The sequence below is a fragment of the Terriglobus aquaticus genome, from assembly GCF_025685415.1.
Classification (GTDB): Bacteria; Acidobacteriota; Terriglobia; order Terriglobales; family Acidobacteriaceae; genus Terriglobus; species Terriglobus aquaticus.
The window spans coordinates 1,116,087-1,134,442 of the sequence record NZ_JAGSYB010000001.1 but is presented as its reverse complement, the minus strand read 5'-3'; the positions used below and the strand labels follow the sequence as shown (position 1 = coordinate 1,134,442).

Below are 18,356 nucleotides of genomic sequence, written 5' to 3'. Positions count from 1 at the left end.
TGGGAAAGGAAGCGGCCGCTAGGGTTTCGCAGGGGATTTCGTGCTGGTGGGCTCGTCGATGGTGAGCTGCCGGTCTGTAGCGACGTTTGTCAGATCCTGTTCGATTCCGCTTGGCCAGCGGATATGGATGCGCTGAATCGTCTGCTCTGAGCCAAGCCCGAAATGAAGCCGCTTGTCACTGGCCGAAAGGTACGAGCCGGCGGTCGATACCGTAAAGAACTGCGACGCCTTGGCGGTTGTCACCTTTACCTGCGCTCCGATCGCATCCCGGTTGGAGCGGTGCCCGACCAGCAGCAGCGTGATCCAGTGATTCGTTGATGCCGTCTCGTTATGCAGGATGTGGGCAGGTCCGTCGTTCGTAGAGACAACGGCGTCGAGACGGCCATCGTTGTCGAGATCGCCGATGGCCATACCGCGTCCGACCCAGGGTTCCTGGAAAGCTGGTCCTGCTTCCCGCGAGACGTCGACGAACTTGCCGGATCCTTCGTTGCGCGCCAGGAGCATCGGCTCTTTGTAGTGAAGCTGTGGGAAGTTCAGTTGGACCGTATCGAGGTCGTGCCCCTGCGTGATCAGCAGGTCCTTCAAGCCATCGTTGTCGTAATCGAAAAAGTGGATGCCCCAGCCGGAGTGCAGCAGGGTCATGCGCGCCAGGCCGGAAACGTAGGTGTCGTAGGTGAACGAGCCGTCGCCGTTGTTGCGGTACAGCGCATACTTCTGGTTGGCGAGATTGGTGATGACGAGATCCGGCAGACCGTCGTTGTCATAGTCCTGGAAATCGATGCCCATGCCAGCGTAGGTCTTGCCGTCGCTGTCAACGGCGATCTCCGCGTTGAGGCCGGTCTCTTCGAAGGTGCCGTCCCCCTTGTTGCGGTAGAGGAACTCCAGCATGGAGTCGTTTGCAACGGCAAAGTCCACCTTGCCGTCTCCATCGAAGTCCGCCAGCGCCAGTCCCAGGCCCTTTCCCGGCTTCAACCCGATATCGCCGCCTACTTCTTTGAAGGTTCCATCTCCATTGTTGTGGTAGGCAAGGGGACGAATCACCGGGAAGATGTCCGGGTGGCAGTAGGAGCGGTAGCCCTCGCGGTGTTCGCCGCACCACACGTCTTCGAAGTCCCAAGTGACGTAGCGAAGCACCAGGAGGTCCAGACGTCCGTCGTTGTCCAGATCGACCCACATCGCAGAGGTCGACCAGGTCTGTCCAGGCGTGGTGGGACCACCTGTGCCGGAGTGAACCGTTACGTCCGTAAAGGTGCCGTTGCCATTGTTGTGATACAGGTGATTGCCGCCGTAGGACGTGACAAACAGGTCCTCAAAACCGTCGTTATCGTAATCGCCTACGGCAACCCCCATGCCGTAGCCCACACCTTTTAAGCCGGCGCGTTCGGTGACATCCTCAAAGGTCCCATCCTTGCGCTGGTGAAAGAGCCGGTTCCAGTCGGCAGGAGACGCCTTTTGCGGCACCGTACCCTTGGGCGCGGGGTTGGGGATCGGGGCGCCATTAACGAAGAAGATGTCGAGCAGGCCATCGTTGTCGTAATCGAAGACGGCGACCCCGGAGCCCATGGTCTCCATCAGGTACTTCGTGCTGGTGTGATACGCCTGGCCCTTGAAGTGGACGCCTCGTTGCACAGCCACGTCCGTGAACGACGGCTTGCTGGAGGGAGCAGCGGGTGGGGCCTGTGCGATCGCTGTCAGGCATCCGGAGACGGCCACGAACCACGTGAGGGCGAGCCGGCTGTAGCGGAACAGATGGGAGAGCGGGTCCACGGAATGCAGGCATGATACCGCTCTCGGAATTGCTGTGTCATCCATCGAAGGATGTGTGTAGGCCGTGTAATAGCGAGCGTTCGCGGTCGACGGATCGTGCGTACGTGCCGGCGCGTGCTGCAAAGATGGCGACGGACCGTTGGGCCGGTGACACTACGGCAAGGGCCGCAAAGGATTGGACGACTGAATGTAAGGACAAGGCGCCGGCCGACGTGCGATCTAGGTATGCCTGAGCGCTCGCATGGCGGCTATCCGGAGCAGGATGTGGTCAGGAAGAGCCGGGCTCCGCACCACGCATGCTATGTCCGATAACACATATTCTGTATAGCTGACTTGTGGCGCCCATCCGAGTCTTGCGGCTATGTCTCGCCCATATGGCGGCGTGATATCCGCCCGACCTAGGGATGAAGCGATCGCGGGATGCGAGCGCTCCGTAACGGCAGGTCCGTTCCACTCTGCATGAGTCCACAAGCCATGCAGTTGTTCACGGCGACCGAGCGGCTTGGAGCGAGAGCGCTTTATTGACCCGGATCGGTCGTGAGTCATGCCGATCGCTTCCCTTTGACGAAACCGTGTGAAAGCGTCTCTTGACGGCCTACGAATCGTCCAAGCCGAGCGAGTATGCCTCATCAGGAAGCGCTGTGCACGGGCTGGAGCGCAGCGCTGCGAATGCTCTCGTCGGGAACGTAGCTGGTGACCTCCGGGTGAATGGGAAGCCAGATGCAGAAGGTTGTTCCCGTGCGACCGGCTTGTTGACTGCTGCGAACGCGAATCTTTGCCGAGTGCCTGGAAGGGATCTCGTTGGAGATCCAGAGCCCGAGCCCAGTGCCGTTATCGCCCTTGGTGGAGAAGAAAGCTTCGAACAGCCGGGTCCTGGCGGCCTCGTCCATGCCACAGCCGCTGTCAGCGACGGTCACGCGAACGCATCGCTCATCTGCAGGGCCATGGACCAGGCGAGTGCGGATGCGGATGATGCCGCGCCCTTTGATCGCGTCGAAGGCATTGCCGATCAGGTTGGAAAAGACTTGGCGAAGTTCGGACGGCAGGCACAATGCGACGTCGTCTTCGGCGTAGTCGCGCATCAGCGTTGAACCAGAACGAGTGATGCGCGGTTCATAGATAGCTACCGCGGATTCGATCAGCCGAGAGATGCGTTCCGCGTGGGGCGCGTTGGTCTGACGATTGAAGCGGAGACTGTGGGTCACGATGTGCGAGACGCGCGCAAGCTCCTCCTGTGCGGTCTGCGCGTAAGCCTGGAGCACCGGGTCCTTGGCCAACTGCTGGATGAGATAAACCAGATTGACGACGGACTCGAGCGGATTGTTGATCTCGTGGGCGATGGTGGACGCCAGCCGACCCACCGCAGCCAGTTTCTCGCTGCGCAACAGCGCCTGCTCCGCGCGCTTGCGGGCGTCGATATCCACGCTCGCGACAATGCCGCCCGAGATGTTCCCTTCTACATCGAAGATGGGTGCACCGGTAAGCTCCACCCACTTTAACGTACCGTCTTCGGCACATGCCAGGTACTCAGCACGGTGCGTGCCGCCGTCTTCGAGGGCGCGGCATAGTGGAAGTTCGCTGCCGGGAACTCGTTGTCCCTCCGCATCGAAGAGGTTCCAACCTTCGTGTGGTCTGGGCTGCTCAGAGGTTTCCGGAGCAAACCGGAACGTGCGCTCCGCCTGCGGATTGCCGCTGATGACCCGGCCGTCTGCTTCAGCGAAGACGAGACCGATCGGAACGTTTTGGAAGACCGCGGTCAACCTTTGCCGTTCCGCGTCCAATGCCTGCTGCGCGACTTTCAGTTCGGTCACATCCTGCGTCACGCCATCGAACCGAATGGCTCGGCCGTTCGAATCATAAGCGGTACGCCCGATCGCGCGAATCCAGCGAATCTCTCCTTCTGGCGAAACGGTTCGGTACTCAATGTCGTATCGGTTGTGAGAGTTGATGGACGTCTCGATAGCCTGGCGGGTCGGCTCGCGATCGTCAGGATGAATCTGGCGATAGAAGAGGTGGATGTCGACTTCAGTATCTGGTGCGAGCCAAAAGTGCCGCTTCACGCGGCTGTCCCATATCAGCTTGTCAAAGGGCAGATCGCAGAACCAGTAGCCGATATCAGACGCGGCCGTCGAGAACTCGAAGCGATCGCGCTGCTCGTTTAGAAGCCGTTGGAAGTCGGCGGATGCGGTCGCTCCAAATGCCTCGGGAGGTCTGTCGGCCAAGGGCCCACGACGCAACTCGCCGGTTTTACGACCTTGGAGTTCCGCTGGCTCGTTCATGGCATCGATGTGAACACCATCCGCGAGGATTGCGCAAGAGAAGGCCGCAACGCGATTTTGCAGGCCAGGATTGCAGGACAGATCCGTTTCACCGGCCTTGACGACGTCGTTGTCGGCAAGCAGCGAAGCCTGATTCGCCTTTGCAGTAGAGCTACAAAGTGCAGTATCTAGCTCACTAGGACATAGAGGGTCGACCTGAGGAACTGTTGTCTGCCGATTGGAGTGCATGCCCTATGAGCCGCAAGCCTGAGAGCGGTTTAGTCCTGCGGAGCGAAGCGTTTCAGGAAGATGTCCATCGAACCTCCTTTGATCACGATGGAAAACGTGACCACAATAAACGTGGTCGCCAGGATCCATTCGCGGCCCAAAGCAAACGGAAGGCTAAGGGCGAGAGCGATGGATAGCCCGCCACGCAGGCCTCCCCAAGAGAGAACGGCAAGCGAGCTTCGCCTGTGTGGTTGGATCAGTCGCAACGCTAAGAGCGCGCATGCGACGGAAGCAAAGCGCGCAACGTTCACGACCACGATCGAAACACCGCCCAGCAGTAGAAAGCCGCGGCTGTAGGCGACCACCAGGCACTGCAGGCCCATTAACACGAAAAGCACGGAGTTCTGCACCTCGTCTATGGCGCTCCAGAAGTGCTCGATCTCTTCCCTCGCGATGTTGTTCGGATTGCGCCGGCTTTCCCATCGCAAAGCAAGGCCGGCCGCAACGGCTTCCAGTGGCGCTGAAACGTGTAGATGCTCCGCAACGGCATAACCCCCGAGAGCGAGCGAGAGGGTCATAAGGATGTCGATCTGGTAAGCATCTACCGCGCGCATCAGGCGGGCCACCGGCCAAGCCAGCACGCAACCCAACGCCAGTCCGCCGCCGGATTGGATGAGCAAGTGGCTCACGACCGCAGGAACAGACGGCGCTCTGCCCTGCTCCGCGATACCGAGCAACGTGATGAAGAGCACGGCAGCAACGCCATCGTTGAAGAGGCTCTCTCCGGCAAGCTGCGCCTGTAGCCATCGAGGCGCGGCGACGCGACGCAGCATCTCAAGCACGGCGATGGGGTCGGTGGGTGAGATGACAGCGCCAAAGAGGAGCGCCTGGATCCATGAGGGATGGAAGCCCGTCCAGGGAGCGCAGTACCGGATGCCGCAACCTACAAGTAACGTCGAGATGACCGTGGCAAAGACCGACAGGATGACGATCGCGACGCGTTCTTCCCACAGGCTCTCGATGTCAAGAAGGAACGCGCCCGCGAACAGCAGGAGAGCAAGAAAGCCATGCAGCATGAACGCTTCATAGTTCAGTTGGCCGAAGGAATGGAGCGCTGCCTGCCGGAGCGACGGGACTGCTCCACTCAAGGCCAATAGGCCGACCGAGGACAGGACCGTGAGAAGCATGGTGCCGACTACGATCGGCAAACGCAGCCAACGGACGCTGATCAGGCCAAAGGCGGCGGCGAGTACAACCACCGTGGCTGCAACTGTGAGCATGCCGCGATGATATGGAAAATCGAGAGCTGATTCAGCAAAGGCCGGTCACAGCGAGTCGCGAGGTCTGGTGCGCTTGCGCGCGCGTCGTAGTTCTTCGTCTCGCCTGAACGTCACGACGCGACTGGAGAATCGAACGAGCACACCCGGTTTCGGCCGGCTGCTTTCGCCTGATAGAGGGCCTGGTCCGCCTCCGCCAGAGTCTGGGTCACGCTCTTGGATGGCGAGCAGAGAGTGACGCCGAACGAAGCGGTGACGGGCCGTTCCGTCCATGGATGTTGCTCTACCGTCTGCCGCAACCGCTCTGCGATCTCCATTGCCCTATTTCCGTCTGCGTTGACCAGGAGAATGGCAAATTCTTCGCCTCCCATGCGAGCGACGCAATCCGGTGCGCGGCATGCCGACTTGAGCAGTCGCGCTGTTGTCTGCAGAACAGAGTCCCCGAAGGGATGACCATAGGTATCGTTCAACGCCTTGAAATGATCCAGGTCGAGCAGGATGAATGCAGCGCTTGTTGTGGCCTGCAACTGCCGGGACAAGCGCTCATCCAAAGCGCGCCGATTGCTCAGCCCTGTCAGTGCGTCGGTCGTGGAAAGCTCCGCGAGCTCAACGTTTGCCGCAGTCAGGTCTGCATGCAGCTTGCGCAAGCGCGATACCGCTTCCTGCTCCGAACTGACGTCGAGCGAGAGGCCTCCGAGGAGGCAGGTGCCGTCCTCCGTCTCGACCCGGAACTTGTGCGATCGCCAGTACATGATGGAACCGTCGGGCCCAGGCGAAGTTTCCTCAATCACCTTCGGCACGCCAGATGTGAGCACGGCCAGGTCGTTCTCGTGGTATGCGGTCGCGAACTCCGGGGGAAACAGGTCGAAGACGCTCTTGCCGATCCACTCGGTCTGAGAAACGGCGAAGCGTTCACAGAAGAGCTTGTTGTAGTAGATGAACCGGCCACTCGCATCCTTGATGAAACCGATGGCAGGGCTGTGATCCATGAAAGCGCTGAAGAGCCGATTGCGCTCCCTCAAATCGCGTTCGGCACGGTCTTTTTCGGCCACTCTGTCCCGCAGTTTGTGCAGGCTGGATCGAAGTTCGATCTGTGCGGCGACCTGCCTGCCTAGTGCCCGCAAGGCGTCCTGCTGACCAGCGTTCAGCACCCGCGGCTCTCGGTCCATCACGCAGAGCGAACCGAGTGTGAATCCTTCCCGCGTGTTGAGCGGCATTGCGGCGTAGAAGCGAATACCCGGCTCTCCGACAACGAAGGGATTGGACATGAATCGCGGGTCGGCGATCGCGTCCGGAATTACTAGCAGGTCGTCCGTGCCAATCAGGTGATTGCACAGGGCTCCGTTACGTGGCGTCTGGTCATAGTCGATCCCCGTTCGCGCTTTGAACCACTGCCGGTCGCGATCCAGCAGGTTCACGACGGCGGAAGCGGCGCCGCAGATCGCGGCCGCAACACTTACAGCCTCGTCAAACTCGGACTCCGGCGCAGTATCCAGAAGCTCTTGTTCGTACAGCGCGCGAAGGCGCTGCTCCTCATTCTGGCCAGGCATATTGGTTGCGGGATCGAGGGGCGGTTCAAACATCTTCTGCAGTGTACGAAAGGTGGAACGGCGGCCAAAGTTGGAAAATTCACAGCACAAAACGGTGGGAGATCTGTGGCTTCTCAGACTGACGCAGTCGTACTTCTTCCGGAGACCAGGGCGGCATCCTTGCAGGTATGGAACAGCAATCGCAGCCGATGGAGAGTTTCCGCGAACTGCTTCAGGACGAGCCCGCATTTGTGCTCCGCGTGGTGCAGCCCGGACTGGCGGGACTGATGGACGGCTCCGTTTCCACGCTGGCACCCATCTTCGCCACGGCTTTCGCGACGCATCAGGCACACACCGCTTTTCTCATCGGTGCCGCCTCCGCCGTAGGTGCGGGCATCTCCATGGCCTTCTCCGAAGGCCTATCCGATAACGGCGAGCTTACGGGCCGCGGCAAGCCGGTGATTCGCGGCGTCATCACCGGTGTCATGACGTTCCTCGGCGGTTTCCTCCACACTCTCCCCTTCCTCGTGAACAACCTGCATGTGGCGCTGGAGTTGGCATACGCGGTGGTCGGCCTGGAGCTGATCGCGATCTCCTGGGTGCGCTTCCGCTTCATGCAGACGCCTTTTTTGAGATCCTGCGTGCAGGTCATCCTTGGTGGAGCTCTCGTCTTTTTGTCAGGGGTGCTGATCGGCCAGTCGTAGCCCCCAGCGCTGCGAGCCTCGGCAAACCGCTGTCTCAAACACAGTGGAAGACCCTATGATGGCGAGGTTGCAATCGCCTTCAGCGGCCGGTACGTGAACCTGGCCAGGCGTGTGTCAGCATGGGCTCCCAGAACGAGCCAGCGGAGGCAGTATGCGCACCTTTCGGTTTTCTCTTCCCCTCGGCTTGATCAACGTAATGGCCGTGTTGCTGATGGGGAGCGTGGTGAGTTCGTCGCAGGCCAAGCCGATGTACCTGCGAGTCGACGCCCGAAGCAATCCGCTCGGTGTGGATGAGTCGCAACCTACGTTCTCCTGGCAAAGCGACGACACCGCGAAGAACTGGCGGCAGACCGCGTACCGCATCGAGGTGGCAACTACCGCGGCAGCTCTTGCGGCTGGCAAAGCCGACCTGTGGGACAGCGGACAGGTCGCTTCCGATGAGTCTCTGGGCATCGGCTACCGTGGCAAGCCGCTGCAACCGCGCACACGATATTACTGGCGTGTCCATACCTGGGACCAGGCGCACGTGGAACAGGTCTCCGCCGAACACGCCTGGTGGGAAACAGGGCTGATGGGTAGCGCGTGGCAGGCCCGCTGGATTCGATACGACGATCCTGTCGAACGACAAGCCATTCAGAATATCCGGTGGCTGTGGCTGCCCCAAGGCGATCCGCGAGCCGTTGCGGATCATCAGCAGGCGGACTTTCGGCTCACCCTTCATCTGGACAGCGAGCCCGAATCCGCGGTGCTCCATTGCCTTTCGGGCGGCACCTTCACCGCAGAGGTCAACGGCCAGACGACCGGCCACAAGCAGGATTGGAGTTCGTTCGACCGCGAAAACATTCTGCGTGCTTTGCGCTTCGGTGCCGGTGCGAGCGGCGATAACGAGATCGTCGTTCACACTACCGCTCGTGGCATTCACGATGCTGCAACCAATGCGAACGCCTTCGCGGCGGCGATCTTCCTGCGGGAGGCGAACAAGCGCACACGAACCGTGGTGACAGATGGAGCGTGGCAGGCGCGCTCTGGCTCGGGTGCCGCGTGGCAGGCCGCCGATGTTGTCGGTCCGCTCAGCTCTTTGCAGGTCAGCACGGGTTCTGACCGTCGAAAGATGATTGCAGCTCCCGACCGAATTTCGACGGAGGTCTCGCTGTTGCGGAAAGGGTTCAGCGCGCCTGCAGGTGTGCTCTCCGCGCGGCTTTACATCACCGCGCTGGGTGCCTACCGCGCGTCGCTGAACGGTGTTGCCGTTGGCCATGATGTGCTCACGCCAGGCTTCACCGACTTCCACAAACGTGTGCTCTACCAGACCTACGATGTCACCGACCTGGTCCACTCCGGCAGAAATGCGTTCGGCATCCAGTTGGGTGGGGGATGGCACAGCAGCCCGCTGCTGTGGGCTGGCTTGCGCGACTATCCCGGCCCGGATATGGTCCGAGCCGAACTCGTACTGACGTTGCGCGATGGTCACCGGCAGACTGTTGTTACCGACGCAAGCTGGATGGGAGCCCGCGATGCCACCGACTCTTCGGAAATCTATGGCGGGGAAAGTTACGATGCGCGGCTTGCGCAGAATGGCTGGAATCGGCAGCCGTTCACGAACACCGCCGGTTGGCAACCTGTTCAGGTTGGCGATGCTCCGCAGCAGATTGCAATTACTGCCGAAGCCGACCTGCCTCCGCACGTGGAGCAATCGCTGAAGCCGGTCGCGGTGAAGGACGTGCAGGTTGCCGGCGCGCAAACCTCTGCCAAGGTCTTCGACATGGGCCAGAACATGGTGGGAGTGGTGCGCCTGCGGGTTCGCGGCGAACGCGGCCGCACCATTCGCCTGCGCTTTGCGGAGCGCCTGCAGCCCGATGGCACGGTGTACACCGAGAATCTACGCAACGCCGATGCAACGGACGAGTACACCCTGCGCGGCGGCGGATGGGAAGAGTGGACGCCGGTCTTCACCTTCCACGGCTTCCGCTATGTGCAGGTTGATGGACTTGCCGCGGACGCCGGGCTAGACACCATCGTTGGAGAGGTGGAGAACAGCCTGCCGCAGTCCCCTTCCATGCGCTTCAGCAGCTCGAGCACGCTGCTGAACGGCATGTTTCAGCTTGGCCTGTGGGGACAGCGCGGCAACTTCGTTTCCATACCCACAGACTGCCCGCAACGCGACGAGCGCATGGGCTGGATGGGCGATGCCGGAGTGTTTTGGCGAACGGGATCGTACAACTACGACATCGACGCGTTCTCACGTAAGTTCATGGACGATGTGACCGATGCGCAGGATGCGCGCGGAGTTTTCATGAACATTTCGCCCAACCTGCTGCGGGTAGGGCCGGAAGGAACCGGCGCGCCTGGGTGGGGCGACGCGGGCGTTCTGGTTCCGTACGCGACTTGGCAGCAGTATGGCGACCGCAGCGTGATCGACCGTAACTGGGACGCGATGGAGCGATGGATGCAATTCATCGAGCGATCCAACCCGGACGGTCTGCGCCGGAAGGACCTGGGACCCAATTACGCAGATTGGCTTGCACCCGATCCACATACGCCGTCGGATCTGGTGGCTACGGCCTACTGGGCCTTAATCACAAGGCAAATGGAGGCGATGGCGCGCGCGACGCAACGGACTGATGAAGCCGATCGGTATGCCGCGCTGTATCGCAGGCTGCGCGCCAGCTATCGTTCCGCTTACATCGGCAAAGAAGGTGGAGTTACGGGCAATACTCAGACCGCGTACGTGCTTTCGCTGTATACGGGCATGGCGGAACCTGCGGAGCGCGCCGCAATGGTCCGGCGTCTCGTGGCAGACATCCAGAGCCACGGCAATCATCTGACGACCGGCTTCCTCGGAACGCCGTTCCTGCTTACCGTGCTCGATCGCGAGGGCCGCGGCGACGTGGCCTATCAACTGCTGCTCAGCGATACCTATCCCTCGTGGGGATACATGGTTCGCAAGGGAGCGACGACCTGGTGGGAGCGCTGGAATGGGGACACGGGCGATCCGGGCATGAACTCCTACAACCACTACGCGTTTGGCTCGGTGATGGCGTGGGTGTACAGCCGCGTGTCCGGCATAGCAACGGACGAACAGCACCCCGGCTACCATCACCTGGTGATCGCGCCGGTGATCGACGCGGCGCTGGCCCATGCCCGCACTGAGTTCGATTCGCCATACGGCACCGTGGTGACGGACTGGACGCGAAGCGCGGATGGAAGCTTTGCCATGACGGTGCGACTGCCCGCAAATACCACGGCAACGGTGCGTTTGCCGGCAGCACCCGAGGGCCACTACCTGCAGGATGGATCGCCGCTGCCGGGAGCGACGGCCGAGATCGGATCGGGGCAGACCAGCTTCGTTTCCCGATAGACCTCAAGGCCGTCCCACGGCTGCGCCTCTTATGCTTGCGACGTGCTAGGGAGCGTCCTGTCGTGAAGCTCGTTTCACTGCAGTTCTGGCGGGGAAGGCCTTGCTTCGTACGGCGCTGCGCACCAGTTCGACGAACTGGTGCAGCACAGCATCATCGCGTCTGGCCGGCCACGCCATCACTAGGTCAACGGTGGCACCCTCGTCTGCGAGCGGCGTGAACACGACATCGTGCGATCCAAGCTGCTCCGAGCCGCGGGGCAGTACGCCGATTCCCTCGCCCGCCTCCACCAGGGCGATCACTCCGGAGGAGACCGAAGCCTGGGTCACAATCTGTGGCGAAAAGCCCGCATCGGCACACAACGAAAGCACCTTGTCGAAAACGGCTGGCGAGTTGGCGCGCTCGTTCATGACAAAACGCTGCCCTTCCAGTTCGCGCATTTTCAGGTTCTTCATAGCGGCCATGCTGTGCTGTCGCGGAAGCACGGCGACCAGATCTTCGCTGTAGAGCTGCTCGGTACGGAGGTCAGATCGCAGGGCGGCGGGCACGGGTCGAGTGAACGCCACGTCGATGGTTCCGCTCAGCAGAGCGGCGTGTTGCGCGGTCGGTGGCATCTCGACGAGCGAAACCGTGACGGATGGATAACGCCTGCGGAACTGGCGAATCCACTGCGGGAACCAGTGACGGACACCGCCGACGAAAAAACCTATGGTCAGGCGACCCGTCTCGCCTCGGTACGCACTGCGAGTCAATTGAATGGCTTGCTCTGACATGCGGAGGATGTCGCGCGACCGCTCCAGGAAGACTTCGCCGTAGGCCGTCAGTGTGGTTGTTCGATTTTTCCGATGAAGCAGCGGGACCTCGACTTCGTCCTCCAGGTCCGCAATCTGTTCACTGATGGCCGACTGTGACACGTGCAGAGCGCGAGAAGCTGCGCTGAAACCGCCGGTTTCTGCCACCGCAACGAAATATCTGAGATGTCGTAGCTCCATCGTCCAAAGCAGTGTAACTCTCAGATTGAGCGGAAAAACCGATGGGCTCTGCCGGAACAAAGGATGGAACGAAACACACTGCGGGCCTTCTAATAGAGACAGCGGTATTTCCGATGACGTCGACCGCTGGGCAGGGGTTTTCGCATGTGGATTGTCAAAATCGCCTTGAATCGCCCATACACGTTCATCGTGTTAGCGATCCTCATCCTCATCCTCAGCCCTGTCGTGATTCTGCGCACGCCGACCGACATCTTCCCCAACATCAACATTCCGGTGGTTGCCGTGGCGTGGCAGTACACCGGGTTGAATGCGGAAGAGATTGAGGGCAGGCTGACGACGCCCTACGAGAAGGCGCTGACCACGCTGGTCGACAACATCCAGCACACCGAGTCGACTAGCTACAACGGCACCTCGGTGGTCAAGATCTACCTGCAGCCGGGCGCCAGCCTGGACACGGCGAACGCACAGGTGACGGCGGCCTCGCAGTATCTGCTGCGTCAGTTGCCACCGGGCATCCTCCCACCGGAGATCATCAACTTCAGTGCCAGCAGCGTTCCGATTCTGCAGATCGGTGTGTCAGGCAACAACCTGAACGAGCAGCAACTGAACGACATTGCGCAGAACACCGTGCGGCCGCAATTGGTCACGGTCGCCGGCGCGGTGCTGCCGCAGGCGTACGGCGGCAAATCGCCGCAGATCACCGTGAGCATGGATCAGGCGAAAATGCAGGCCAAGGGTGTCTCACCGGGTGACCTGCTGAACGCCATGAACGCACAGAACGTGGTGATGCCCAGCGGCACCGCGAAGATTGGACCGCTGGAGTACGACGTTCGCAGCAATGCTGCGCCGCACACGATCGACGAAATCAGCTTGATGCCGATCAAGCAGGTGAACGGCGCCATGGTCTATGTGCGCGACGTGGCCACGGTAAGCAGCGGCGCTGCGTACCAGACGAACATCGTGCGCCAGGATGGCCATCGCGGCGTTCTCTTGTCTGTGCTGAAGGCCGGCACAGCGTCCACGCTGGATGTTGTTACCGGCATCAACAAGTTATTGCCGCGAGCTCTGCAGATTGCCCCGGCGGGCCTGAAGCTGACTCCGCTGAACGACCAGAGCGTCTTCGTGCGCGGAGCGATCTCTGGCGTGGTGCGTGAGGCGGTGATCGCGGCCTCGCTGACCGGGTTGATGATTCTCCTCTTCCTCGGATCGTGGCGATCCACGCTGATCATCGCGGTCTCCATTCCGCTGTCGATCCTCACGTCGGTGATTGTGCTGAGCTTCCTTGGCGAGACGATCAACACGATGACGCTGGGCGGACTTGCGCTGGCGGTCGGCATCCTGGTCGACGACGCAACGGTGACGCTGGAGAACATTGAGCGCTTCCTGGAAGAGGGCTACGAACTGCGGGATGCGATTCTCGACGGCGCGGCACAGATCGCTGTACCTGCGCTCGTTTCCACGCTCTGTATCTGCATCGTGTTTCTACCGATGTTCTTTCTGAGTGGTGTTGCGCGCTATCTGTTCGCGCCGCTGGCCGAGGCGGTCATCTTTGCCATGATCGCGTCGTACATCCTGTCGCGAACCCTGGTGCCCACGCTGGCCATGTACCTGTTGCGCCACAAGAACACGGCTCCCTCGCGCAATCCCCTGGTCAACTTCCAGCGAGGGTTCGAACGCGGGTTCGAACGTCTTCGCTCCGGCTACGAATTCCTGTTGACTCGGCTGGTGCTGTCGCGGCGCATATTCCTTCCCGTCTTTCTGGGCGGATGCGTGTTGGCGATGCTGCTGGTGCCCTTCCTCGGCCAGGACTTCTTTCCCAGCTCCGACTCGGGACAGTTCACGCTGCACATTCGCGCCAGGACTGGCACCCGCATTGAAGAGACGGCGCGGCTGGCGGACCAGGTGGAGCAATCTATCCGGGAGACTGTGGCCCCTGGCGAAGTTGAAAGTGTGCTGGACAACCTGGGCATGCCCTACAGCGCCATGAACACCATGCACTTGACCAACGGAATCGTGGGTGCGGGCGACGGCGACATTTTCGTGGGGCTTACGGAAAAGCATCACCCCACCGCCGACTACGTTGCGGCGCTGCGGCAGAAGCTGCCCCGGCAGTTTCCTGGCACCACGTTCTACTTCCTGCCCGCGGATATCACGACGCAGATCTTGAACTTCGGCCTGCCGGCTCCGATCGACGTGCAGTTCCAAAGCTCGGACATGGAAGGCGCTACCGCGCAGGCGCAAAGCATGCTTTCGGAACTGCGCAACGTGCCCGGCCTGGTCGACGTACGCATTCAGCAACCGCTGGACTACCCAACGCTCGACGTGAACATCGAGCGCACCAAGGCTGAGCAGGGTGGCTATACCACCCGCGACATCTCGCAGAGCATGTTGAACAGCCTCTCCAGTTCGTTCCAGCTCACGCCCATGTTCTTTCTGAACTGGAAGAACGGCGTGAACTACAACCTGGTCGCGCAAAACCCGCAGTACAACATGACGTCGCTGCAGGACATCCAGAACATTCCGGTCAACTCCGTAACCTCGCAGCAGCGGACGACGCCGGAGATCGTGGGCGACCTGACCAGCATCTCGCGCGGGCACGAGGCCGCCGTGGTAAACCACTACAACATCCGGCGTGTCGTTGATATTTATGCCTCGGTGCAGGGCCGCGACCTGGGTGCTGTTGCGAACGACGTGCAGCGCATTGTCGATCGGCATCGCAAGGCTTTGCCGCGCGGCACCTTTGTGGATCTACGCGGACAAGTCGAGACGATGAAGACGTCATACACCGCGCTGCTGGGTGGACTGGTCTTCGCGATCGTGCTGGTCTACATGCTGATCGTCGTCAACTTCCAGTCGTGGCTTGACCCTTTCATCATCATCACGGCTTTGCCAGCGGCGTTGGCCGGCATCGTTCTGTTCCTATTTGTCACTCACACGACGCTTAGCGTGCCCGCGCTCATGGGCGCCATCATGTGTATGGGCGTCGCCACCGCAAACAGCATCCTGGTTGTTTCCTTTGCCAAGATCCGCCTGGACGAGCACGGAGACGCGGTTCTTTCGGCGATCGAAGCCGGCGCGACCCGGTTCCGCCCCGTATGCATGACGGCACTCGCCATGATCATCGGCATGGTTCCGATGGCCATGGGCCTGGGCGAAGGCGGCGAGCAGAATGCGCCACTGGGACGCGCCGTGATTGGTGGCCTGCTTTGCGCAACCGTGGCCACCCTTGCCTTTGTGCCGGCCGTGTTCGCCATGCTGCATGGCGCCGCGAAGGGCAAGAAAGAATCTGCACACAGTACCACTTCCGGAGAAGTAGCCCATGCCTGACTTTGAGGATTACGCGCTGACGCGGCCAGAGAGCGGCAACGCTCCGTTGAGTTCCCACGAGAGAACGCCAGCGATGAACGAGGGCGCGAACGCGAACGATATCCGTCCCGGCGGCACCGTCCCGTCCGAGACAGAACAGCAACGCGCCGCCGTAGCTGCCGAAGGCGCTCCACAAGCCGGCGAGCACGAACCTGTGGCCAGCACCCATGCAGAGGGGCCAACGGTCACCATCGATCCGAATCGTAAGCTGGGCCGCGGAGCTTTTGTCGCCCTGGCCGTCGCGGGTGTCGCGCTGGTTGTGGTCATCGCGCTCGGCCTGCTGAGCCGCGTGCGGGCGGCGTCGTCGCTGAAGACCGAGACGCGCGAGAACGCGATCGAGACTGTCTCGGTCACACACCCCACCCTGGGCGCGCGTTCCCAGGAGCTTCGGCTGCCGGCAAACACCGAGGCATTCATCGACACGCCTATCTACTCACGTACTGACGGATACCTGCAGAAGTGGTTCGCAGATATTGGCGCTACCGTGCACAAGGGCCAACTGTTGGCCGTGGTGCAGACGCCGGAAGTGGATCAGCAGGTGGAGCAGGCGCAGGCCCAGGTATCCACGGCAAGGGCCAACGAGCAGATCGCGGAGGTCACGGCCAAGCGCTGGCAGGACCTGCTGGCCAAGAACGCTGTTTCGCGGCAGGAAACCGACCAGGCGCTGAGCGACAAGAACGCCCGCCAGGCGACGCTGGAAGCAGCCGAGGCGAACCTGCGAAGGCTGCAGCAGATGCAGGGATTCGAACGCATCTATGCGCCCTTTGATGGCATCGTCACTGCCCGCAACGTCGACATCGGGTCGCTCATTCAGGCCGGCGACAGCAACACGCCACATAGCGAGCTGTTCCATATGGCGTCCGTGAATCGGCTGCGCGTCTTTGTTCCGGTGCCTGAGGTCTACACGCAAGACGTGCACGATGGCGGCAGCGTGACCGTGACCAGCGACGCTCTGCCTGGCGAACAGTTCCAGGGCACCATTGCACGCAACGCCACCTCGATCGACCCGGCCACGCGAACCTTGCGCGTTGAGGTCGATCTGGACAATCCGGGCCGGCGCCTATTGCCTGGCGCGTATACCTTCGTCCACCTGCCGGTGCCCGCCATGAATGCGTCGCTCACGCTGCCCTCGAATGCACTGCTCTTCCGTTCCGAAGGCTTGCGGGTAGGCGTGGTGCAGAGCGGGCATGTCCACCTGCAGCCGATCCGCATCGGGCATGATTACGGTGCCACAGTCGAGGTCACCGCAGGCCTGCATCCCTCCGACTCGGTCATTCTCAACCCGTCCGATTCGCTGGCAGAAGGCCAACCCGTCAAAGTGAGCGCGGCGGCTGCGGCAGACACACAGGGAGGTGCGCGATGAACCGTTCCCTACTCCAGTTGGCCACGGCGGTGGCCAGCATCAGCCTTGTGCTGGTGGGCGGTTGCCGCGTGGGTCCGAACTACACCGCTCCGCCCCCAACCGCCACCGCTCCGGCGTTCAAGGAGGCACCACCTCAATCGTTTGAGGGTTGGAAGGCCGGTACACCTTCGGCTGCTCAGCTCAAGGGCGACTGGTGGACGATGTTTGGCGATCCGCAACTGAATGCGCTGGAGCCGCAGGTCGACACCGCAAACCAGACCCTGGTCGCGGCCGAGGCCAACTTCCGTGCGGCTCGCACTCAGATCGGCTTCGCACGATCGCAGTCCGGGCCGCAGATAGCGATCTCGCCTAGCCTTCAGGGCGTTCGGGATTCGGTCTACCAGCCGTACTTCAACCAAGCCAATGCGAACAGCGGCGTGTCTGTGTTCTCGCTGCCGGTGGACTTGAACTACGAGGTGGATCTTTGGGGTCGCATCCGTCGTGGCGTGACGCAGGCCCGCGAAGAGGCGCAGGCAGCCGCGGGTGACCTGGAGAACGCCCGGCTTAGCCTCCATGCTGAACTCGCCATGGACTATTTCGGCTTGCGGAGCGCAGACGCGCAGGAGACGCTGCTGGACAGCACCATCCAGGTCTACCAGCAGGCCGTCCAGCTTACCCAGGATCGCTACCAGGGCGGTGTTTCGCCCTACAGCGATCTCACGCAGGCACAAACCCAATTGCAGCAGGCACGCGTGCAGCGCACAGACCTCGAACAGCAGCGGGCGCAGTACGAACATGCCATCGCGGTGCTCATTGGCAAGGCGCCGGCGGAGCTTACCATCCCGCCCACCTCTCCAACGCTGAAGGCCCCGGATCTGCCCAACATCCCAGGCGCGCTCCCCTCGGAGCTGCTGGAGCGCCGGCCTGACATCTCGGCCGACGAGCGCCGCGTGGCTGCCGCCAACGAGCAGATCGGCATCGCGGAGGCAGCGTATTATCCGACGCTCACCATCAGTGGCAGCGGTGGGTTCATCGGCAATTCCCTTCTCAACTGGTTCAGCTTCCCTGCTCGCTACTTCGCGGTTGGTCCGCAACTGTCGCAGGTTCTGTATGACCGGGGCCGCCGCCGGTCGTTGAAGGAACTGAGCCAGGCGCAGTACGACCAAACGGTTGCGGAGTACCGTCAGACCACGCTGAGCGCGTTTCAACAGGTAGAGGACAATCTAGCTGCGTTGCGCGTGCTGCAGACCGAGGCGGAACAGCAGCGCGCCGCAACCACCGCCGCGAAGGAATCGCAGAACCTGTTTGAGATTCGATACCAGGGTGGCGTGGATACGTTCCTGCAGGTGGTCACGTATCAGACAGCCGCCCTGAACAACCAGCGGAATGAAATCGTGATCATGCAGCGGCGACTCGATGCCAGTGTTCTTCTGATCAAGGCACTGGGTGGTGGCTGGAACACGACGCAGTTGCCGAAGGTGTAAGCGCCTAACCGCATCTCGCTTGGGTGCACCATCGCCCGGAGCAACGGGTGATG

At 61.5% G+C, this 18,356-nt stretch carries 10 protein-coding genes; 5 read left to right on the top strand and 5 right to left on the bottom strand.

The features are described 5' to 3' along the window. Nucleotides 1-18: 18 nt before the first annotated feature. The 4 genes from OHL12_RS04730 to OHL12_RS04715 all read right to left on the bottom strand — a co-directional run bounded on the left by OHL12_RS04730 (nucleotide 19) and on the right by OHL12_RS04715 (nucleotide 7,113). Nucleotides 19-1,563 (bottom strand): CRTAC1 family protein, encoded by a 1,545-nt coding sequence (locus OHL12_RS04730; RefSeq protein ID WP_451923605.1) that lies wholly within the window; start codon nucleotides 1,561-1,563, stop codon nucleotides 19-21. A gap of 833 nt (nucleotides 1,564-2,396) precedes the next feature. Further along, nucleotides 2,397-4,046: a two-component system sensor histidine kinase NtrB gene (locus OHL12_RS04725; RefSeq protein ID WP_263412676.1), complete on the bottom strand. Its 1,650-nt coding sequence runs from the start codon at nucleotides 4,044-4,046 to the stop codon at nucleotides 2,397-2,399. A gap of 257 nt (nucleotides 4,047-4,303) precedes the next feature. Beyond that, nucleotides 4,304-5,533, bottom strand: a complete 1,230-nt coding sequence (locus tag OHL12_RS04720; RefSeq protein WP_263412675.1) for a cation:proton antiporter — start codon at nucleotides 5,531-5,533, stop codon at nucleotides 4,304-4,306. A gap of 110 nt (nucleotides 5,534-5,643) precedes the next feature. Then, nucleotides 5,644-7,113, bottom strand: a complete 1,470-nt coding sequence (locus tag OHL12_RS04715; RefSeq protein ID WP_263412674.1) for a sensor domain-containing diguanylate cyclase — start codon at nucleotides 7,111-7,113, stop codon at nucleotides 5,644-5,646. 134 nt (nucleotides 7,114-7,247) lie between these two features. Between OHL12_RS04715 and OHL12_RS04710 the strand changes: the two genes are divergently transcribed. Further along, nucleotides 7,248-7,763, top strand: coding sequence for a VIT1/CCC1 transporter family protein (locus tag OHL12_RS04710; protein ID WP_263412673.1), 516 nt, complete (start codon nucleotides 7,248-7,250; stop codon nucleotides 7,761-7,763). Nucleotides 7,764-7,914: 151 nt separating this feature from the next. Continuing rightward, nucleotides 7,915-11,121 (top strand): alpha-L-rhamnosidase, encoded by a 3,207-nt coding sequence (locus OHL12_RS04705; RefSeq protein ID WP_263412672.1) that lies wholly within the window; start codon nucleotides 7,915-7,917, stop codon nucleotides 11,119-11,121. Nucleotides 11,122-11,166: 45 nt separating this feature from the next. Here the strand turns inward: OHL12_RS04705 and OHL12_RS04700 are convergent, their stop codons facing one another. Then, entirely contained in the window at nucleotides 11,167-12,111 is a 945-nt protein-coding gene (locus tag OHL12_RS04700; RefSeq protein ID WP_263412671.1) for a LysR family transcriptional regulator, read from the bottom strand. A gap of 144 nt (nucleotides 12,112-12,255) precedes the next feature. Here OHL12_RS04700 and OHL12_RS04695 point away from each other — a divergent pair, with 144 nt between their 5' ends. Genes OHL12_RS04695 through OHL12_RS04685 form a run of 3 tightly spaced genes read left to right on the top strand, consistent with a single transcriptional unit; the run spans nucleotide 12,256 to nucleotide 18,303 of the window. Next, the gene (locus OHL12_RS04695; RefSeq protein WP_263412670.1) at nucleotides 12,256-15,438 is read left to right on the top strand and encodes an efflux RND transporter permease subunit; all 3,183 of its coding nucleotides are present in this window, start codon (nucleotides 12,256-12,258) and stop codon (nucleotides 15,436-15,438) included. Continuing rightward, complete coding sequence (locus tag OHL12_RS04690; protein ID WP_263412669.1) at nucleotides 15,431-16,840, top strand: efflux RND transporter periplasmic adaptor subunit; 1,410 nt, start codon at nucleotides 15,431-15,433, stop codon at nucleotides 16,838-16,840. The genes OHL12_RS04695 and OHL12_RS04690 overlap by 8 nt, the downstream gene beginning before the upstream one ends. Then, nucleotides 16,837-18,303: an efflux transporter outer membrane subunit gene (locus OHL12_RS04685; protein WP_263412668.1), complete on the top strand. Its 1,467-nt coding sequence runs from the start codon at nucleotides 16,837-16,839 to the stop codon at nucleotides 18,301-18,303. Before OHL12_RS04690 ends, OHL12_RS04685 begins: the two co-directional genes overlap by 4 nt. The last annotated feature ends 53 nt before the right edge of the window (nucleotides 18,304-18,356 follow it).